The sequence below is a fragment of the Streptomyces sp. NPDC101181 genome, from assembly GCF_044767975.1.
Taxonomy (GTDB): domain Bacteria; phylum Actinomycetota; class Actinomycetes; order Streptomycetales; family Streptomycetaceae; genus Streptomyces.
The window spans coordinates 23010-42455 of sequence record NZ_JBIWOX010000022.1 but is presented as its reverse complement, the minus strand read 5'-3'; the positions used below and the strand labels follow the sequence as shown (position 1 = coordinate 42455).

Sequence of the window (19446 nt, the reverse complement as noted above, 5' to 3'; positions counted from 1 at the left end):
CGCGCGAGACGAGGAGAGTGCGCCATGGTGTCCGCGTCAGACCGCGGGTCCGCGTCCGGCGATGCGTCCGTGTCAGGAGCCCGGTCCGCGTCCGGCGGCGGGTCCGCGTCCGGCCCGGAGTCCGCGTCCGGCCGCGGGGACGTTCCCGCGCGGACGAGCGTCTGGCTGGAGCGGCGTACCCCGTCGCGCTCCCGCAGGTCCGAGTCGCCGGCCGGGCTCGACCGCGACCGGATCACCGAGGCATCGGTCCGGCTGCTGGACGCCGAGGGCCTCGCCAAGTTCTCCATGCGCCGGCTCGCCGCCGAGCTGGACGTCACCGCGATGTCCCTCTACTGGTACGTCGACACCAAGGACGACCTCCTGGAACTGGCCCTGGACGCGGTGTACGCCGAGGTCGCCCCGCCCCCCGAGGACGCCGACTGGCAGGTGCGGCTGCGGGAGTTCGCCCGCAGCTACCGCGAACTGATCGTCCGGCACATCTGGATCTCCCCGCTGGCCGGGACCTTCCTCAACATCGGCCCGAACGCGATGCTGTTCGCGTACGCCGTCCAGGACATCGTCCGGGCCACCGGCCTCCCGCTGGAGCGGCAGACGGGCGCGCTCGCGGCGGTCTTCCAGTTCGTGTACGGGTTCAGCACCGTCGAGGGCCACTTCAAGGCCCGGTGCGACGCGACCGGGATGACCCAGGACGCGTACCACCGGCGGGCGATGGGCGCGATCCGCTCGCAGCCGGACCTGCGGCGGATCGCCGAGTCCTCCGAGGACCTGGCGGCGGCCCGGGGCGGGGACACGGTCGAGGAGATGCGCGAGCGGGACTTCGTCTTCGCGCTGGACCTGCTGGTCGCGGGCATCGAGGCGATGCGCGACCGGGCCGCGGCCCCGCGGTAGCGCGGCCGGGGCGAGGCCCCGCGGTACCGCGACCGGGGCGAGGCGAGGCCCCGCGGTACCGCGACCGGCGCGGTGCGGCGGGTCCCCCTGCCGTGTCCGGCGCCTCTCAGTACCCGCGCCCCACGTCCACCGCCAGCTCCGGGCGGCGGCCCGTCGTCACGGCCGCCCAGCACGCGGCGAAGTCCACCGCCACGTCCTCGTCGGCGGTGATCCCCGCGGAGTGCGAGGTGATGACCGTACGGGGCAGCTTCCAGACCGGGTCGTCGGGTGCGGCCGGTTCGCTCGGCAGCACGTCCAGGACCGCCCGCCGCACCCCGCCGTCCCGCAGCGCGTCCGCCAGCGCCCCCAGGTCCACCGTCACACCCCGCCCCACGTTCACGAACGTCGCGCCCCGCACCGCGCCGAACCGGGCCGCCCCGAAGAAGCCCTCCGTGGCACCGGTCGACGGGAGCGTGGAGACCACCCACCGCGCCCCGCCCAGCGCCTCCCGGTCCGCCCCGGCCCCGATCACCCGGTCGAAGCCCGCCGCCGCCCCGGACCGCGGAGTCCGGGCGACGCCCACCACGCGCACCCCGCAGCCCTGGAGCAGCCGCCCCACGGCCGAGCCGATGCGGCCGGTGCCGTAGACGAGGGCGGTCTGTCCGGCGGCCAGTTCCGCAGGCAGCCGCCGCCACTCCGCGCGGGCGTGCTGGGCGGTGAACTCCGGGACCTCCTGGCACTCGGCGAGCACCCAGGCCAGCACGTACTGGGCGATCCGCTCGCCCATCCGGCCCACGGTCCGGGTCAGCAGCGCGGAGGCGGGCCAGTCGCCCGCCGAGAGCAGCGCGTCCGTACCGGCGTTGACGCTGTGGAACCACAGCAGCCGTCCCGGGTCCGTCCGGAGCGCGTCGGGCAGCCGGTCCCCGACACAGAGCACGGGGTCGGCGAAGGGCGGCGGCGGGTCGGTCAGGGGCTCGGCGCTCCGGCCGGTGATCCGCTCCAACTCCCGTACGAGCGTGCCGTCCAGGCCGGGCGCGACCAGCAGCCGGGCCCGCGCGAGGGCGTCGGACGCGGGCAGCGGAGCCGCCGCCCCGGGACCCTCGGGCCGGACGGCCGCCGTCTCGGGGGCCCCGGGCGGACCGGACGCCGCCTCGGCGTCAGCGTCCTGCGGCATCGCGGGGTCAGTTCTCCGGGGCGAGGTGGGCCGGGAAGCCGCCGGTGGCGATCGGGCTCCAGCGCTCCGGGGTGACCCGGATGATCGACTTGCCCTGCTTCAGCATCGCCGCCCGGTACTCGTCCCAGTCGGGGTGCTCGCCGGAGATGGTGCGGAAGTACTCCACCAGCGGCTCGACCGAGTCCGGGGCGTCGATCACCTCCGCCGAGCCGTCGACCTGGACCCACGGTCCGTCCCACTCGTCCGACAGGACGAGCACGCTGACGCGCTCGTCGCGCCGCGCGTTGCGGGTCTTGGCGCGCTCCGGGTACGTCGACATGACGATCCGGCCCGCGTCGTCCACGCCGCAGGTCAGCGGGGAGCCCTGGGGGCGGCCGTCGGTGCGGGTGGTGAGCAGGAGGGCCCGGTGCCGGGGGCGTACGAACGCCAGCAACTCGTCCCGGTCCACTGTCGTGTTGGTCGCGATCTTGGGTGCCATGCCCGCCACCCTACGACCGGTCGGGGCCGTGGTGCGGCGGGCGTGCCGGGCGCGTCCCGGGGTCACACGCCGGGCAGGGCCTCGCCCTGGACCGCCTGGATGTCCAGCTCCACGCGCAGGGTCGTGCCGATCGCGGAGATGCCCGCCTGGACGACCTGGTTGTAGTTCATCGCGAAGTCGTCGCGGCGCAGTTCGGCGGTGGCGTGGAAGGCCGCCCGGACCCCGCCCCAGGGGTCGGGGCCGGTGCCGAGGTAGCTGAGGTCCAGGTCGATGGGGCGGGTCACGCCGTGCAGGTTCAGCTCGCCGTGGACGGTCCAGCGGTCCGGGCCCGCCGGGGTGAGGGCGGTGGAGCGGTAGGTGATCTCCGGGAAGCGGTCCACGTCCAGGAAGTCCGGCGAGCGCAGATGCTTGTCCCGCATGCCGTTGCCGGTGTCGATGCTGGCCGCGCCGATCACCGCGTCCACCCGGGAGCGGGTGACGTCCGGGGCGATCTCGATCCGGCCGCCGAAGTCGGTGAACCGGCCGTGCACGCTGGAGATCCCCAGGTGCTGGGCGACCGCGCCGACCGAGGAGTGAGCCGGGTCGAGCGACCAGGCGCCCGGCGGCGGCAGCTCCACCCCGCCCTGGCGGGCCAGCACGATCTGCCCGGCCTCGATCCGGCCGCTCGCGGTGACGAGGGCGGTGGAGGCGGCGGGGGCGTACCCGACCGCGGTGACGATCACCGTGTACGCACCGGCCATCAGCGAACCGTCCGTGCGGACGGCCCCGTTCTCGTCGGCCGCGGCCCGGAGCACCTGGGCGCCGGTCATGTCGGTGACCGTCACGACGGCGTGCTGCACCGCCCAGCCGTCCCGCGTCCGTACCTGTGCGCGAAGTCCCATCCGTATCCCTGTCCCTCTGCCTGTCCCATGTCCGTGCCCGGCGCCGTGTGCGTGTCCGTGCCCGGTTCCCTGTGCGTGCCCGCGCCCGGTCCCCGTCCGTCCCGGAGGGGCGAACGGGCAGGCCCCGGGGCGGAGAGCGGCGGGCCGTCCCCTGCCCGCCGTCCCCGCCACCGGGGCCCCTTCCTCCGGTCGCGACAGCCTCTCCGCAAGAAGCGCTGTGCGACCAGGGGTCTTCGCGATCCCTTCACCTGGGGCGGGGATCAATCACTCACCCGGGTGGGCGAGTTCGATGTCGTGCCCGTCGACGCCCGGCCCGCTCACGGTGAGCGCGCCCGCCACCGGCGGGTAGCCGGTCGCGATGAGCGAGTAGTCGCCCGCGTCCAGGTCGGTGAAGGCGTACACGCCGTCGTCGCCGGTCGTGGCCGTGGCGACCACGTTGCCCGCCGCGTCGATCAGCGTGACCCGGGCGTCGGTCAGCGGGTTCCGGGCGGACCCGGCCCGCACCACGCCCCGCACGGTCGCGCCGGACCGCAGGACGGCCTCGACGCGGGTGACGCCCTGGCCGCCGATCTCCACCGGCAGGGCCAGCGGGCGGAACCCGGCCGCGTTGACCGCGACGGTCACGGCGCCCGGGACGAGCTCGCCGAAGGCGAACTCCCCGGCGGGGCCGGACGTCCCGGTGGCCAGGACGTCGCCGCGGACGTCGGTCACGATGACCATCGCGCCCGGCACCGGAGCCCCTTCGCCCTCCGACCGTACGGCTCCGGCCAGTCCGCTCGTACCGGACAGCAGGATGTCGAAGGCCAGGGGCTCCCCGCCGACGACCACGGTGGACGCCTGCGGCTGGAAGCCGTCGGCGGAGGCGATCAGCACGTAGCTGCCGGCGCCGGGGGCGTCCAGGGTGTAGCCGCCGTCGGCGCGGGCGACGGAGCGCCCGAGCTGGCGGCCGCCCAGCGAGATCAGGGTGACAGCCGCGCGGGCGACCGGTGCGCCCTCCGCGCCGCGCACCACACCGTTCACGGGGGTGCCGTGGGTGCTCGGCGGGTAGGGGGACGCGTCGGCGGGGTCGGCCTCGGACGGGTCGGCCGCGGTCACCGCGGCCGTGCCCTGCGGGGCGGGCCCGGTGGCTCCGACCGCGGCCGGGACCCCCGCTTCCGCGGCGGCCACCGCGGCGGGCTCCGGCGCCTCGTTCCCGGCGCTGGACTTCAGGGCGACCTCCTTGATGAAGAGCGTCACGACGAAGGCGACCAGCGCGCACGGGGCCGCGTAGAGGAAGACGTCACCGACGCCGTGCCCGTACGCGGCCTCCATGACCAGCCGGAACGGCTCGGGCAGCTTGTCCAGGTCGGGGATGCCCCCGCCGCCGGTCCCGCCGTGGCCGAGCTTCGCGCCCTCGGGGCCGAGGGCGGCGAGGCCGTCCTGGACGTAGTGGGTGACCCGGTTGCCGAGGACCGCGCCGAGCGCCGAGACGCCGATCGCACCGCCCAGGGACCGGAAGAAGGTGACCACGGAGCTGGCCGCGCCGAGGTCCTCGGGGGCGACCTGGTTCTGCGTGGCGAGGACCAGGTTCTGCATCATCATGCCGATGCCGAGACCCATGACGAACATGTAGACCGCGACGTGCCAGTACTCGGTGTCGTAGCGGATCGTGCCGAGCAGCCCGAGCCCCGCCGTGACCAGGAAGCCGCCGCTGACCAGCCACGCCTTCCAGCGGCCCGTCTTGGTGATGACCTGGCCGGAGACCGTCGAGGAGAGGAAGAGGCCCGCGATCATCGGGATCGTCATGACGCCCGACATCGTCGGCGACTTGCCGCGCGCCAGCTGGAAGTACTGGCTGAAGAAGACCGTCCCCGCGAACATCGCGATGCCGACGAACAGCGAGGCGACGGAGGCCAGGGTGATGGTGCGGTTGCGGAACAGGCGCAGCGGGATGATCGGTTCCTTGGCCCGCGACTCGACGAACACGAAGACCAGGCCCAGCAGGACCGAGCCCCCGACCATCGCCCACGTCTGCCAGGACAGCCAGTCGTACTTGTCGCCCGCGAAGGTGACCCAGACCAGCAGCAGCGAGACGGCGGCGCTGATGAAGAACGCGCCGGTCCAGTCGACCCTGACGCCCTCGCGCTTGACGACCGGGAGCTTCAGGGTCTTCTGGAGCACGACCAGGGCGATGACCGCGAACGGCACCCCCACGTAGAAGCACCAGCGCCAGCCCATCCAGCTGGTGTCGGTGATGACGCCGCCGAGCAGCGGGCCGCCGACGGTGGCGACCGCGAAGACCGCGCCCAGGTAGCCGCTGTAGCGGCCGCGCTCGCGCGGGGCGATCATCGCGGCCATCACGATCTGCGCGAGGGCGGAGAGCCCGCCGACGCCGATGCCCTGGACGACCCGGCAGGCGATGAGCATGCCGCTGCTGGTCGAGAGCCCGGCCACGACCGAGCCCGCGACGTAGATGACCAGGGCTATCTGGACGAGCAGCTTCTTGCTGAACAGGTCGGCGAGCTTGCCCCAGAGCGGGGTGGTCGCGGTCATCGCCAGCAGTGAGGCGGTGACGACCCAGGTGTAGGCGCTCTGGCCGCCGCCGAGGTCGGAGATGATCTCCGGGAGCGCGTTGGACACGACCGTCGACGACAGGATCGCGACGAACATGCCGAGCAGCAGCCCGGTCAGCGCTTCCATGATCTGCCGGTGCGTCATCGGCGTGCCGTCGGCGGCGCCGGAGGCGGCGTGGCCTCCGTGGCCGCCCTGGCCTCCGTGCTTGGCGTGGCCGCCCCGCACACCGGTCGGTGTGGTCGTAGCCATTGAGTTCCTTATCCGTGCGTGTTTGCTTCGGTTAGACAGGTGTACGGGTGTGAGCGTCCTCGTCGGGCCGGGTGCGGCACTCGCCGGTGTGGCTTCCGGGGGCGCAGCCGCCGGACCCGCGGCAGGCGAAACTGTCGCGGAGCCGGGACAGCAGCGCGATCAGCAGTCCGACGTCGTCGTCGGACCAGTCCGCGAGGTTCCGGGCGAACATCTCGGTGGTGCGCCGGCTCAGCTCGTCGAGCTGAGCGCGTCCGGCCGGGGTCAGCCGCAGGATGCGGGACCGCTTGTCCGCCGGGTCCGGGGACCGTTCGATCCAGCCCCGCTCGGCCACATGGGCCACGTGACGACTGGTCACCGAGATGTCCACGGCCAGCAGTTCGGCGAGTCTGCTGATCCGCATCTCGCCGTGCCGGTCCAGCAGGGTCAGCACGGCCGCCGAGCCCGGGGGGCAGTCGGCGGGCAGTGTGCGGGCGAGACCCCGTTTGACGGCCCCGATGGCGCTGAGCTGCCGCGCCAGTTCCTCGTAACCACTCCGAGCGGCCACGGGGCCTCCCATCGCACTGACGCCTATGTTGTTGCTTAGGGCAACCATAGAAGCTGTTGGTTGCTACAGGCAAACGAAAAGGGGCCTGCGGGAGTAAAGGAAGGCAAAAGCCTCCGTAGGCTCCAGGTCAAGGGCGGTCCCGGGTGCTCCGGGGCGCTCGTGCGGCGGCCCCGGGGGTTGGGCCGGGGAGCCGAGTTCGCTAGGGTCCTGCCCCATGGCACACAACCCCCATGCCCCGCAGCCGGGCCCCGAGGGCAACCCCGACCCGGCCGGTTCCACGCAGATGTTCCGGGCCTTCGTCGACGAGGGCGAACCGCAGCGCAGGCAGCAGACGCCGGCCGCCTCCTCCGGGCCGCGCGTCGGGGTGATCGCGGCGGTGATCGCGGTCGTCGTCGTCCTCGGCGCTGTGGCCTGGCTCGCCCTGAGCTGACCGGCCAGGAGTACGGGAGCGCCGGGGGCCGGGAGCCTCCGGGCCGGGAGGGCCTGGGCCGGAAGTTCCGGGCCGGGAGCCTCTTGGTCGGCCGTCCTGCTCCTGCTCTTCGCTCTTACGTGGGCGAGGAGGTCCCGGGGCTCAGCTCCAGACGGCGGAGACGTCCCTCGTCTCCACGCGCATCCCCAGCGGCACCCGCCAGGACTCCACGCACACGGTGTACGTCCGGGCCCGCACCGCGCCCGCGCCGATGGGCGCGGGCAGCGGCTGGTCCGTCCTGATCGTCGCCCAGTCGACGCCGAGCGCGCCGATGACGTGCGTGGCGAAGGTGACGGTGCCGGAACGGGCCGGTGAGCCACCGGTGTTGCGGAACTCCACGGTCACCTTCTCGCACCACCGCTTCTCCGCCGCCGCCCGCTGCGGGGCGCTCAGCTTCAGTGCCGCCGGGGTCGCGGGCGGCTGCGGTGCGGGCGGCGGCGGTGTGCCTGGCCCGGGGGGTTCGCCGCCGCTGCCGTCGCCCGGTCCCGGGGCGCCCGGCCCCGGTGGTCCGCCGGGGCGGCCGGACGGCGACGCTCCGGGGCCGTCCGCCGGGGGCTTCGCGCCGGGGCGCCCGGGGGAGCCGCCCCCCGGACCGCCGGGGGCTCGCGTACGTTCCCCGGCGCCCTCCCCGACTCCGCTCCCGTCCCCGTCGCTGTCGGCCGAGCGGTTCCGGGTGGTCCGGGCCGCCGCGTCCGGCGACGAGGCGCTGTCCGTGCGGGGCGATCGCTCCGTTTCCCGGCCCGCGCCCCCGGCTCCGTCGAGCGGGGTCAGCGTGACCGCTCCCGAGGGGACCGCGGACCCGTCCGACGGCCGCTTCCCGTCGTCGGCGGGCGCGCCGACCGCCGCGTAGCCCTCTCGCCCGTCCGGGCCGCCCGTGCAGGCGGTCAGCGCGCCGCCCAGACACAGCGCGGCCGCCGAGGCGACGATCGCGGTGCCCCGGCGGCCGGTGGAGCCGAATGTCCGACGTCGCATCGCGCCAGTGTGGCTGACGGTCCGTCACATATGAACCCTCGTGAACCGCTTTTCCGGCTCAGTCGGCGATGAGCCCTTCCCTGAGCTGGGCGAGCGTGCGGGTCAGCAGCCGGGAGACGTGCATCTGGGAGATGCCGACCTCCTCGCCGATCTGTGACTGCGTCATGTTCGCGAAGAACCGCAGCATGATGATCTGGCGTTCGCGCGGGGCCAGTCGGGCCAGCAGCGGCTTCAGCGACTCGCGGTACTCCACGCCCTCCAGCGCCGCGTCCTCGTAGCCGAGGCGGTCCGCGAGCGAGCCCTCGCCGCCGTCGTCCTCCGGCGAGGGGGAGTCGAGCGAGGAGGCGGTGTACGCGTTGCCGACGGCGAGGCCGTCGACCACGTCCTCCTCGGAGACCCCGAGTGCGCGGGCCAGCTCCGGGACGGTCGGTGAGCGGTCGAGCTGCTGGGCCAGTTCGTCGCTGGTCTTGGTGAGGGCGAGCCGCAGCTCCTGGAGGCGCCGGGGCACCCGGACCGACCAGGAGGTGTCGCGGAAGAACCGTTTGATCTCACCGACGACCGTGGGCATCGCGAACGTGGGGAACTCCACGCCCCGTTCGCAGTCGAACCGGTCGATCGCCTTGATCAGGCCGATCGTGCCGACCTGGACGATGTCCTCCATCGGCTCGTTGCGGCTGCGGAACCGGGCCGCGGCGTACCGCACGAGCGGGAGGTTGAGCTCGATCAGTGTGTCCCGCACATAGGCCCGTTCCGGGCTGTCCGTTCCGTCGGGACCCGAGGCGGGGCCGAGCGCGGCGAGCCGCAGGAACAGGGAGCGGGAGAGCGTGCGGGTGTCGATGGCTTCCGGCGAGCTGGTGGGCTCGGCGGGTACCGGCACGCTCTTCGTGAGCGTGAGCACCTTCGAGCTGCCCTGTTCTGCGGACATGCCACCCCCTTGAGGTCGCGGACGGTCGCGGTGGCCGCGACCATCGGAGGAACGCAGCCTCCACCTGAATACCGGCGGTGGGGCTGCGGCAAACACGCTTCGAGCAGAATGTCACATGTCGGCAACACGCTGTAGTGACATGTCGACAAGTCAGCGCCGTATCCGTCCTGGAAACAAGGGGTGCGGGGCTTTTGCCCCGTCGAAAACGCTCTCCGGACGGTCTACCCGTTCCGGTTACGCCTCGATCCTGTTTGCGGATCTCAGTCGGGCGAAACTTCGGGCCAGGAGTCTTGACACGTGCATCTGCGAGACACCTAGTTCCGCGCTGATCTGGGACTGCGTCAGATTGCTGTAGTAGCGCAGGAGGAGGATGCGCTGCTCGCGCTCGGGGAGCTGGACGAGGAGGTGGCGTACGAGGTCGCGGTGTTCGACGCCCGCGAGCGCGGGGTCCTCGTAGCCGAGCCGGTCGAGCAGTCCCGGCAGTCCGTCGCCCTCCTGGGCCGCCTCCAGCGAGGTCGCGTGGTACGAGCGCCCGGCCTCGATGCAGGCGAGCACCTCCTCCTCGGAGATCTTCAGCCGCTCGGCGATCTCGGCGGTGGTGGGGGAGCGGCCGTGGGCGGTCGTCAGGTCCTCGGTGGCGCCGGTGACCTGGACCCACAGCTCGTGCAGCCGGCGGGGGACGTGGACGGTGCGCACGTTGTCCCGGAAGTAACGTTTGATCTCGCCGACGACGGTGGGCATCGCGAAGGTGGGGAACTGGACCCCGCGCTCCGGGTCGAACCGGTCGATCGCGTTGATCAGCCCGATGGTGCCGACCTGGACGACGTCCTCCATCGGCTCGTTGCGGCTGCGGAACCGCGCCGCCGCGTACCGCACCAACGGGAGGTTCGCCTCGATCAGGGCGGCCCGGACCCGGCGGTGTTCCGGGGTGCCCGGCTCCAGGTCCTTGAGCTGGCCGAAAAGGACCTGGGTGAGCGCCCTGGCGTCCGCGCCCCGGGGTCTGGCGGGGGCGGCCGAGGGGTCCGGGGTCTCGCGGACGTCCTCGGTCTGGACGTTCTGGGGTGGCACTTGAGGCGCTGTACTGGCCGGCACGGTGACGCCACCCCTTTACGGTCAACTACGGTCAATTCATCCGTCAAAAGCGGTCATAGCATCACAAGACATGTCCACTGTGTGCAAGCACCGCAAAACACCGTGTTGACCTCATAAAGCCATAAACAGAACGGCGAAACCCCCCGCCTGAAGGGCGAGGGGTCGACAAGGGCCCGGCCGGGCCGGTGGGCGGGGAGGGGTCAGAAGGGGTAGTCCGCGATCACCCAAGTGGCGAATTCCCGCCACTGTCCGGCGGCGGCCTGGTGGGCCGGGTGCTCGATGTAGCGCTTGAGGGCGTCCGTGTCCGCGACGGCGGAGTTGATGGCGTAGTCGTACGCGATCGGCCGGTCGGTGATGTTCCAGGCGCACTCCCAGAACTCCAGCTCCGGGATCTGGCCCTTCAGCTCCTGGAAGGCGCGGTCACCGGCGACCACCCGCGGGTCGTCGCGCTCGACGCCCTCGTCGAGCTTGAAAAGGACCAGGTGGCGGATCATCGGTATCCCTCTCGCTGCTGCTCGCTACTTGACCAGTTCGGTCATGAAGTCACCGACGCTCTGGGCGGCGCTGGAGATGCCCTCGAACCCTACCTGGACGAGTTCGGCCGACCGCTTGGGTGAGGTGATGATCGTGTACAGCACGAAGACCACCACTATGTAGAGCGCGAACTTCCTCGCCTGCGCCACTGCCCGTGCCTCCCCGTAGACGGCTGGTGCCTCGCCTGCATCCCGGTGTGATCGCGTGATTGTATCCGCACGTCCGGCCGGATCCAGGGGCCGGGAGGGCCGGGCCGTCCGGAGCGGAGCGCCGTCCGCCCGGCCGGTCGCTGACACGGTCTTTAGGGACCTACGGCCCGGCCATCGGGGTCTTTCGCCCGCCGCCGGAGCCGCCTCGGGCGCGGCAGGATGGATACCGAGCCCGACGGACCCGGCAGGAACCGGAGGGCCGGAACAGGGCCCCTCTGTGGGGTCACCCGCCGCGCGATACCCCCCTGACCGCGGTGGAGGACCAGTGGGTTCTGTTCTCACCGGGGGAAGCGGCTTGTCCCCCCGATGCCGCTTCCCCCGACCTGACTTCCCCCTGTCTCTGCATACCGACCAGGACCCGGGCACCTCCTCGTGCCCGGGTCCTGGTCCTGCGGTCCCGGCGGTCTCCGACCCGGGGCCGATGACTCCTCCCCGTACAGCGGCGATCATGGTGGCTTTACCGACCGGCCGAGGAGGAACGATGCAGATCGAACCGGTGGACTGGGTGGAGATCCCCGCCGGAGTGCTCCGGCGGGGCACCCCCACGCAGGACATCCCGCTGGTGGCCGAGCGCTACGCGGCGACCCGGGTGCCCGAGGAGTGGTACCGCAAGGAGGCCCCCAGCGCCGAACTGGACGTCCCCGCCTTCCGGATCGCCCGGACCCCGGTCACCGTCGCCCAGTGGGCCGTGTTCGCGGACGCCACCGGCAGGCCCGCGCCCCGCGGCCCCGGGGACCACCCGGTCATCGGGGTCGGCTGGGACGAGGCGGACGCCTACTGCCGCTGGCTGGGCGAGCGCACCGGTGAGAGCGGGTTGCGGCTGCCCACGGAGGAGGAGTGGGAGCGGGCCGCCCGCGGCGACGACGGCCGGGAGTTCCCCTGGGGCGACGAGTACCGCACGGGCCTGGCCAACCTGGTGGACCTCGGCGTCGGCACGACCACCCCGGTCGGCTCGTTCCCCGAGGGCGCGAGCCCCTTCGGGGTGCTGGACATGGCGGGCAACGCCGACGAGTGGACCGCCACGCTGTACGCCCCCTACGCCGGGGCCCCCGAGGGGGTGCCGGAGGTCGAGGACTGGGCCTTCGACCCCCACATCACCCGGGGCGGCGCGTTCCGTCACGACGTGGACCTGGCCCGCTGCGCCCGCCGCCACGGCGCCTACGAGGAGGACCTGGCGGCCATCGGCGTCGGGTTCCGGCTGGCTGCCCCGGCCGTCCCGTAGGGCCCGGGAAGCCGTCCGGTCAGCCCGCGCCGACGAGGAGTTCGGCGGCGGCGATGCCCGAGACCCGGGTCGCCCCGTGCGTGGTCATGTGCACCGCGCCGGGGCGCTCCCCGCCGGGGACGCCCATCTCGACGACCAGCGCGTCCGGGCGGTGGCGTACCAGACCGGCCAGGGCCTGCGACATCCAGCGGTTGCGGGAGGCGTCCCGCACCACCACGACCAGCGGGCGTCCGGCGGCGGGCGCCAGCGCGGCCCGGTCCAGCAGGTCCCTCTCGCCGCGCAGTTCCGACTCGCCGATCCGTACGGAGGTGGTGCCGGGCCGCAGCGCGCGCAGCGGACCGGCCACGCCCCAGGGGGTGGAGCCGTCGATGGCGAGGTTGGTCACGGGCGACAGCTCCACCACGTGGGCGTCGGCCACCAGCGGGAACTCGGCGGAGGCGTCCCCGTTGCGGTGGACGGTGACCGCGCGCCGGGCGGCCACCAGGCCGATGTCCGCGCTCCGGCCGTCGGGGGCGGCGTCGCGGGCCAGCTTCCCGGACCAGTCGGCGAACTCCTGGACGCGGGAGGCCGCTTCGGCCAGCCGCTCCTCGGGGACGGTGCCGTCGAGCACGGCGCGCACGATCGCCTCGGTCAGCTCGACGGTGGTGGACTCCTCGGCGCTCTCGCCGCCCACGCACACCGCGTCGCACCCGCCGGCCAGGGCCTTCACGGTCGCGCCCGCGATGCCGTAGCGGTCGGAGACGGCGCCCATCTCGATGCCGTCGGTCACCACCAGGCCGGTGAAGCCCAGTTCGTCGCGGAGCAGATCGTTGATGATCTTCTGGCTGAGGGTGGCGGGCAGTTCCCCGTCGTAGGCGGGGGTGAGCATGTGCGCGGTCATGACGGTGCGGACGCCCGCGTCCATGGCGGCGATGAACGGCGGCAGCGCGGTCCGGGCGATCGCGGAGGCGTCCGCGCGGGCCTGCGGCAGCCCGTGGTGGGAGTCGACGTTGGTGTCGCCGTGGCCGGGGAAGTGCTTGGCGCAGGCGGCGACCCCGGCGGACTGGAGGCCCCGGATCCAGGCGGCGGTGTGCCGGGAGACGACCTCGGTGCGCGGGCCGAAGGAGCGGACGCCGATGACCGGGTTCATCGGGTTGGAGTTCACGTCGGCGCTGGGCGCGTAGTTGAGGGTGACCCCGGCCTCGCGCAGCGCGTGGCCGATGTCGCGGGCGACCTGCTCGGTCAGGTCGATGTCGTCGACGGCGCCGAGGGCGAGGTTGCCGGGCCAGGAGGAGCCGTTGCGGGCTTCGAGGCGGGTCACGTCGCCCGCCTCCTCGTCGATGGCGACGATGAGGCCGGGGTTCTCGGCGCGCAGCTGCGCGGTGAGCGCGGCGACCTGCTCGGGGGTCTCGATGTTGCGCCCGAACAGGACGACGGAGCCGAGGCCCTCACCGATCCTGCGGAGCAGCCAGGTGGGTGCGGAGGTCCCGACGAAGCCCGGCTGGAGCACGGAGTTGGCCAGCCTCATGAGTCCGGGGTGGCTGCTGTCTGCCATGAAGATCCTCAAGCTCGGGCGACGATGCGGGCCGAGGGAGAATGCGTCCCCTCGCGGCAATCATGCAGGATGAAGGGATGTTGGCCTATACCAATCTGCGGTGTCAAGGCAATCGCCCGGCCGGGAGGCGGCTGACCCGCAGGTATTCCCCCGGCGCGAAATCGCGCTGATAGACCGTCAGTTGAGCCGTCCGGGCCGGGCCGGACCCGGGTTGACGCCACCGGGGCCCTGTGCAAACCTCCCGGTGCTTCACTTCGGGCGACGGGGGAGAACGATGCGAGCCGCCACGTGGACACCATGAGCACGCCCGGCTCCGGCGGGGTGCTCTCCCGCCCGTACCGGGCCCGCACGCTGGCCGTGAGCAGCACGTTCGTCCTGGTCGCCTTCGCGGGCCTGGCGATGAGCACGGTGATGCCGATCGCTGTCCAGGACCTCGACGGACTCGGCCTGTACTCCCTGGCGTTCGGCGGGTTCCTCACCACCGGCATCATCGGGACGGTCCTCGCGGGCGGCTGGTCCGACCGCCGCGGCCCCGCCCCCGCGCTCTGCGCCGGGCTGCTCCTCTTCTGCGGCGGCGCGCTGCTCTGCGGTCTCGCGGACGCGATCGTCCCCTTCCTGCTGGGCCGGTACGTCCAGGGGCTCGGCGGCGGCGCGGTCACCGTCGCGCTGTACGTCGTGGTGGGGCGCGCCTATCCGGCGGCGCTGCGGCCCCGGATGTTCTCCCTGATCACCGCGTGCTGGATCGTTCCCTCCATGGTGGGCCCGCCGGTCGCCGGGGCCGTGGCCGAACGCTTCTCCTGGCACTGGGTGTTCCTCGGCATCGCCGCCCTCGGGCTGTTCGCGCTGCTGCTGCTGGCCGGCCCGCTGGGGCGGCTGCGCCCGGCCGCCGACGAGGGGGCCGACGAGCCGGCCGGACTGCGGCCGCTGCCCGCGCTGGCGGTCGCCCTCGGGGCGGGGCTGCTCCAGTACGCCGGGTCGCAGACGGGACTGGCGCGGCTGGTCGCCTCCGCCGCCGGGCTGGCCCTGCTGGTGGTGTGGCTGCGGCCGCTGCTGCCCGCGGGGACCCTGCGGTCGGCTCCCGGCATCCCCTCGCTGGTGCTGCTGCGCGGGGTGTCGGCCGGGGTGTACTTCACCATCGAGACCTACATCCCGCTGATGCTGGTCAACGAACGCCAGTGGTCGCCGGGGACCGCCGGGCTGTCGCTCGCCGGGGCGGCCCTCACCTGGTTCGCCGCCTCCTGGCTCCAGGGCCGCCCCCGGCTGCCCTGGCCGCGCGAACGGGTCGTCCTGGCCGGGGCGTTGATCCATGTGGCGGGCGCGGCCATCACGCTGGGCGGGGCGCTCCGGGCGATGCCCGCGGTCACCGTGGCCGTGGGGCTGGTGGTCGCCGGGTTCGGCATGGGCCTGCTGCTGCCCGGGGTCGGCGTCCTGACCCTCGAACACTCGCCGACGGCCCGGCAGGGCCGCAACTCGGCCTCGCTCCAGCTGTCCGACAGCCTGTCCAGCGTGCTGCTCGTGGGCCTGTGCGGGGCCCTGTTCAACGCGGCGCACATCGCCGCGGGGCGGGACACGGCGGCCTTCGCCGCGGTCTTCGGCACCGCGCTGGCCCTCGCCGCCGCGGCCGTCCTGATCGCCCGCAGAATCGCGGTGCCGCACCCGGAGGAGAAGAGGAACCATGCGACGGTATGAGCTGGTCGGCAGACGCGACATCCGCCTGGTCACCGACGCCCCGGTGCCGGTCCCGGGCCCCCTGGAGGTGCTGGTGCGGGTGCGGGCCTGCACGGTCTGCAACCGCAGCGACCTGGCGTACTACCACTACTACGGCGAGCGCGAGCACTGCTCCCAGGGCTGTTTCGGCCACGAGGTCGCCGGGGTCGTGGAGGCGACCGGACCCGGTGTCACCCGGGTCCGGACCGGGCAGCGGGTCTTCGTCCGCACCCCGCTCACCACCGGCTACGCGGAGTTCGCGCTGGCCCGGGAGATAGCCGTCGGCGCCCTCCCGGACGAGATCCCCTTCGAGCAGGGCGCGATCCTGCAACTGCTGCCGCTGGCCGTGCACGCCACCCGGGGCGTCCGCCTCGGCGACCGGGTCGTGGTCGTCGGACAGGGGCCCGTCGGGCTGATGGCCCTGCGGATGGCGGCGCTGCGCGGCGCCTCCCACATCACCGCCGTCGACCTGGACGACTGGCGGCTGGAGCGCTCGGCCCTGCTCGGCGCGGACACCGTCCGCCGGGTCGACGGCACCGCCGCCGCCCTGCGCGAGGTGGCGGCCGGCGCCGACGTGGCGATCGACGCGGTGGGCACCCCGACCACGCTGAACGCCTGCGTCGGCCTGGTCCGGCAGAACGGGCTCGTGGTGATGCTCGGCACCCACCACGTGGACACCCACGTCACGCTCGACCTGGTCGCCTGGGAGCGCAAGGGGCTGCGGGTGCACAGCTCCGCCGAACCCCTGGACACCGCCCGCGCCGAGGCCCTCGACACCGCCGAACGGCTCGCGGGCGCCAAGGAGTTGTACCTGCCGCAGCTCCTGACCCACACCCGTCCGCTGGAGGAGCTGCCCCGGGCGATGGAGCAGCTGTCGGCCAGCCGCGTCCTGTACCCGGACGGTGGGCGGGCCCCGTACGACGGTCCGCCGAGCCGGACGCTGAAGGTCGCGATCCTCCCGTGAGGTGGTCCGTCGCCGGGCACGGGGACGTCGTGGCCCGGCGGGTGCTGCCCGCGCTGCGGGCGGCGGGCCAGGAGCCGGTGTTCCTGTGGGGGCGGGACGCCGGGCGGGCGGCGGCGGCCGCCCGGCGGTGGGGGGTCGGCCGGTCCGGCAGCGACCCCCGGGAGCTGCTGCGCGGCACCGACGCGGTGTACGTCGCCACCACGGTGGACCGTCATGTGCCGCTGGCCGCGATGGCGTCGGCGGCCGGGCTGCCGGTGCTGGTGGAGAAGCCGCTGGCCGGTGCGCTGCGGCCGGGGGGCGCGGCGCTCGCCACCGGCCGGGGGCGCGTGGGCGTCGCGTACTACCGGCGGCTGGCCCCGGCCGTACGGGAGGTGCGGCGGGAGCTGGCGGGGTGGCGGCCCGAGCGGGTGGAGGTGCGGTTTCGGTCCGCGTTCGCGCCGGGGCCCGGCCATCCGATGCGGTGGCGCACCGAGCGGGCCGTGGCGGGCGGCGGGGTGCTCGCGGACGCGGGCAGCCACCGGCTGGACCTGCTGCTGGCGCTGTTCGGGCCGCCCGCCGAGGTACGGGCCCGGCTGGGCGGTCACTTCCCCCGGGGCGCCGAACGCACCGCGGACCTGGAGCTGGTGTGGGCGGACGGGCCGCGCGCGCACTGCGCGGCCGCCTGGGGGGACGGGCCGCCCCGGGACCTGTTCGCGCTGTACGGCGGCGGCCGCTCCCTGGTCCTGGACCCGCTGGACGCCGGGGAGTTGGTGATCCACGAGCCCGGCGGCGGCGTCCGGCGGAGGGTGTGTCCGCCGGACGCCAACCCGCATCTGCCGCTCGTCGCCGACTTCGTCGCGGCGGTGGCCACCGGGCGGCCCCCGGTGTGCCCGGTGGCCGAGGCCGTCCTGGTGGACGACGTCCTGGTGGCGGCGGAGCGGTCCGACGCGCTGGGCGGGGCGCCGGTCAGGCCGTGGCCGCCGCGGTGAACTTCTCCCGGTCCCCGTAACCGTGCTCGCGGGTCCAGCTGACCGGCTCGATGTGGGCGTTGAACGGCTGCCCGTCCTCCCGGGTCATCGCGGGCCTGGGGTGGTCCAGGTGCAGCAGCGGATCGTCGTAGCGGGTCAGCGGGGCCGCCGCGGACAGCCGGGCCACCACGTCGTCGTCCTCGCCGCCCCAGCCCTCGAACCGCTCGTCGAAGCCGCCCACCGTGTGGAAGACGTCGGTGCGCAGCCACACGCAGCCGCCCGGCGGCTCCCGCAGCAGCAGACCGCGCAGCTCCGCCTCCGGCACGTCGGCGGCCCCCTGGCCGTTGCGCACCCCGATGGCGTGCAGGGTGGAGGGCCCGTCGAGCGAGAGCGACCAGCGGAACGGCAGGTGCGCGCCGAACGCGCCCTCGCGCAGCCGGGCGGTGTTGCGGGCGAGGAAGTGCCGGTCGACCAGGATGTCGGCGTCCAGGACACAGACGTACGGGGCGTCGCCGGTCGCCTCGACGACGCCGACGTTGACCGCCCACGCCTTGTTGAACAGCCCGTCCTTGCGCGCGAACACATAGCGGTCGACGGCGCCTTCGAGCAGGGCGCGGCCGCGCGGCTCGCTGTCGGTCTCCACCACCGTGACCCGGTGGCCGGGGCCGCCCTCCTGGTCCGCGAGCGCCTCCAGGCAGGCCAGCAGATTGCGGGTGCGCGGCCCCCCGGAGCGGTCCCGGAACGGGATCACCACATGGACGTCGGCGGGCTCCGGGCGCGGTCCGGGTTCCCGGGGCGTGGCGGCTGCGGGCGCCCGCCGGGCGGCGTGGTCCGCCCCGAGGTGGTAGTCGATCCAGATGTGCCGGTCGCCCTCGGCCACCGCCGCCGCCAGCTCCGCGCGCTGTACGGGGTGTGCGGCCAGCAGCCCGGCCAGGCTCGCGCGCAGGGCGTGCTGCGGGGCGGTCTCGGTGGGGGCGGCGGCGACGGCCCGGTAGGCCCGCGCGGAGTCGGGCGAGGCCGCCACCAGGGAGGCGAGCGCGGCGTCCACCGTGCGGTAGTGGTCCTCGCTCTTGGCCCAGTAGTCGGCGGCGATGTCCGGCACGGCCGGGTCGTGGGCGAGCACCGCGTAGGCGGTGAGGCGGGCGGCGAGCCGGAGATCGGCCGGGGCGGGGGCGTGGGACACGGGGGTGCTCCGATCGGCAGGGGTCGGGTTCATGCTCCGTCGTCGGCCGACCACGGGGCGAGCCACCGGGGGTCGGGTGTGTCGTCCGAGCGGACGAACCTGACGTCGGCGGACAGCCGCATGGCGTCCGTGGTGGTGTCGAGGGAGGCGTGCACGATCCGCGGGACGTGCACCACGAGGTCTCCGGCGGCGAAGTCGGCCCACAGCCAGCGGCGGCCCAGGTGGCGGGCGGTCAGCTCCAGGTCGTGGGAGATCGGCCGCCGGTCCCCGGGCCGGTCCCCCTTGTCGCGCAGCGGCTCGTACTCCTCGGGTGCCAGCGTGTGCGAGCCCTCCAGGTAGACGAGCGAGCCGGTGCGCGGCGGGCAGTCGCCCACCGGTATCCACAGGGTGAGGACCCGGGGCGCGGTGGAGAGGGCGTTCATGTAGTCGAGGTCCACATGGGCCCGGGAGGCGCGCCCGGAGCCGCGGTGGAAGTGGCGCAGGATCCGCCGGGGCAGCATCCACGCGTCTCCGCCGAGCAGTTCGCGGGCCAGGGCGGCGAGGAACGGGTCGGCGGTGAACTCCTCGAACGCGCGGGAGCGGACGAAGGCGTGCGCGGGGTGCCCGGCGACGCCGTACTCCGCCAGGCCCGCCGGGACGCGCCCGGAGAACAGTCCGTCCTCCGGGCGGCTCCCCGCGGCCAGATACCCCTCCGGCAGCAGCGAGAAGTAGGCGCCGCGCAGCCGCAGCACCGCCGCCCGGTCCAGGGCGCCCGGCAGGTAGACATACCCGTCGGCGCCCAGCCGTCTTCGCAGGGCGGCCGGGTCGTGGAGCAGATCCGCGCTCGCGCGCAGCGGGGCGAACAGGTCCGGCGAGAAGGGGATGGGAACCCCGTTGGAGTGCAGCGTCGGTTCGGGCATCAGGCGTCCTCCGGCACGGGCGGGCAGGGAATTCGGCGATCCG

General features: G+C 74.1%; 19 protein-coding genes. 6 read left to right on the top strand and 13 right to left on the bottom strand.

The annotated features are described in order from the left end of the window. Positions 1 to 24 precede the first annotated feature (24 nt). Complete coding sequence (locus tag ACIRRU_RS26465) at positions 25 to 888, top strand: TetR/AcrR family transcriptional regulator (protein WP_403684472.1); 864 nt, start codon at positions 25 to 27, stop codon at positions 886 to 888. Positions 889 to 994: 106 nt separating this feature from the next. Here the strand turns inward: ACIRRU_RS26465 and ACIRRU_RS26460 are convergent, their stop codons facing one another. From ACIRRU_RS26460 to ACIRRU_RS26440, 5 genes are all read right to left on the bottom strand, one after another. Then, the gene (locus ACIRRU_RS26460) at positions 995 to 2041 is read right to left on the bottom strand and encodes an NAD(P)-dependent oxidoreductase (protein WP_403684469.1); all 1047 of its coding nucleotides are present in this window, start codon (positions 2039 to 2041) and stop codon (positions 995 to 997) included. A 7-nt stretch (positions 2042 to 2048) separates the two neighbouring features. Next, positions 2049 to 2519 carry a PPOX class F420-dependent oxidoreductase gene (locus ACIRRU_RS26455; RefSeq protein ID WP_403684466.1) on the bottom strand — a complete coding sequence of 157 codons (471 nt, stop codon included), beginning with the start codon at positions 2517 to 2519 and terminating at the stop codon, positions 2049 to 2051. 62 nt (positions 2520 to 2581) lie between these two features. Then, a complete protein-coding gene (locus ACIRRU_RS26450) occupies positions 2582 to 3400 on the bottom strand; it encodes a YceI family protein (RefSeq protein WP_363203594.1) in 819 nt (272 codons plus the stop codon). Positions 3401 to 3664: 264 nt separating this feature from the next. Beyond that, positions 3665 to 6202, bottom strand: a complete 2538-nt coding sequence (locus ACIRRU_RS26445) for an MFS transporter (protein WP_403684463.1) — start codon at positions 6200 to 6202, stop codon at positions 3665 to 3667. Positions 6203 to 6233: 31 nt separating this feature from the next. Then, complete coding sequence (locus ACIRRU_RS26440; protein WP_363203596.1) at positions 6234 to 6746, bottom strand: MarR family transcriptional regulator; 513 nt, start codon at positions 6744 to 6746, stop codon at positions 6234 to 6236. A gap of 214 nt (positions 6747 to 6960) precedes the next feature. Here ACIRRU_RS26440 and ACIRRU_RS26435 point away from each other — a divergent pair, with 214 nt between their 5' ends. After that, positions 6961 to 7176, top strand: coding sequence for a hypothetical protein (locus tag ACIRRU_RS26435; protein WP_363203597.1), 216 nt, complete (start codon positions 6961 to 6963; stop codon positions 7174 to 7176). A 141-nt stretch (positions 7177 to 7317) separates the two neighbouring features. On the opposite strand, the gene ACIRRU_RS26430 is transcribed toward ACIRRU_RS26435, so the two are convergent. From ACIRRU_RS26430 to ACIRRU_RS26410, 5 genes are all read right to left on the bottom strand, one after another. After that, positions 7318 to 8187 (bottom strand): hypothetical protein, encoded by an 870-nt coding sequence (locus ACIRRU_RS26430; protein ID WP_403684459.1) that lies wholly within the window; start codon positions 8185 to 8187, stop codon positions 7318 to 7320. Positions 8188 to 8245: 58 nt separating this feature from the next. After that, entirely contained in the window at positions 8246 to 9112 is an 867-nt protein-coding gene (locus ACIRRU_RS26425) for an RNA polymerase sigma factor SigF (RefSeq protein WP_363203599.1), read from the bottom strand. A 234-nt stretch (positions 9113 to 9346) separates the two neighbouring features. After that, positions 9347 to 10204, bottom strand: a complete 858-nt coding sequence (locus tag ACIRRU_RS26420) for an RNA polymerase sigma factor SigF (RefSeq protein ID WP_363203600.1) — start codon at positions 10202 to 10204, stop codon at positions 9347 to 9349. 200 nt (positions 10205 to 10404) lie between these two features. Next, positions 10405 to 10698, bottom strand: coding sequence for a Dabb family protein (locus tag ACIRRU_RS26415; RefSeq protein WP_403684456.1), 294 nt, complete (start codon positions 10696 to 10698; stop codon positions 10405 to 10407). Positions 10699 to 10722: 24 nt separating this feature from the next. Beyond that, a complete protein-coding gene (locus tag ACIRRU_RS26410; RefSeq protein WP_363203602.1) occupies positions 10723 to 10887 on the bottom strand; it encodes a hypothetical protein in 165 nt (54 codons plus the stop codon). A 541-nt stretch (positions 10888 to 11428) separates the two neighbouring features. Here ACIRRU_RS26410 and ACIRRU_RS26405 point away from each other — a divergent pair. After that, entirely contained in the window at positions 11429 to 12169 is a 741-nt protein-coding gene (locus ACIRRU_RS26405) for a formylglycine-generating enzyme family protein (protein WP_403684454.1), read from the top strand. Between the two features lie 19 nt (positions 12170 to 12188). On the opposite strand, the gene ACIRRU_RS26400 is transcribed toward ACIRRU_RS26405, so the two are convergent. After that, positions 12189 to 13703 carry a glycoside hydrolase family 3 protein gene (locus ACIRRU_RS26400; RefSeq protein ID WP_403684452.1) on the bottom strand — a complete coding sequence of 505 codons (1515 nt, stop codon included), beginning with the start codon at positions 13701 to 13703 and terminating at the stop codon, positions 12189 to 12191. 297 nt (positions 13704 to 14000) lie between these two features. Between ACIRRU_RS26400 and ACIRRU_RS26395 the strand changes: the two genes are divergently transcribed. From ACIRRU_RS26395 to ACIRRU_RS26385, 3 genes are read left to right on the top strand one after another with little or no spacing between them, the layout of a single operon-like run. Next, positions 14001 to 15392, top strand: coding sequence for an MFS transporter (locus ACIRRU_RS26395; protein ID WP_403684595.1), 1392 nt, complete (start codon positions 14001 to 14003; stop codon positions 15390 to 15392). Continuing rightward, entirely contained in the window at positions 15379 to 16374 is a 996-nt protein-coding gene (locus ACIRRU_RS26390; protein ID WP_403684449.1) for a zinc-binding dehydrogenase, read from the top strand. The genes ACIRRU_RS26395 and ACIRRU_RS26390 overlap by 14 nt, the downstream gene beginning before the upstream one ends. Beyond that, entirely contained in the window at positions 16371 to 17342 is a 972-nt protein-coding gene (locus tag ACIRRU_RS26385) for a Gfo/Idh/MocA family protein (RefSeq protein WP_403684448.1), read from the top strand. The genes ACIRRU_RS26390 and ACIRRU_RS26385 overlap by 4 nt, the downstream gene beginning before the upstream one ends. Here the strand turns inward: ACIRRU_RS26385 and ACIRRU_RS26380 are convergent. Then, the gene (locus ACIRRU_RS26380) at positions 17320 to 18504 is read right to left on the bottom strand and encodes a glycosyltransferase family 2 protein (RefSeq protein WP_403684446.1); all 1185 of its coding nucleotides are present in this window, start codon (positions 18502 to 18504) and stop codon (positions 17320 to 17322) included. The genes ACIRRU_RS26385 and ACIRRU_RS26380 overlap by 23 nt on opposite strands. Before the next feature lie 29 nt (positions 18505 to 18533). Next, positions 18534 to 19403, bottom strand: a complete 870-nt coding sequence (locus ACIRRU_RS26375) for a phytanoyl-CoA dioxygenase family protein (RefSeq protein WP_403684445.1) — start codon at positions 19401 to 19403, stop codon at positions 18534 to 18536. Between the last annotated feature and the right edge of the window lie 43 nt (positions 19404 to 19446).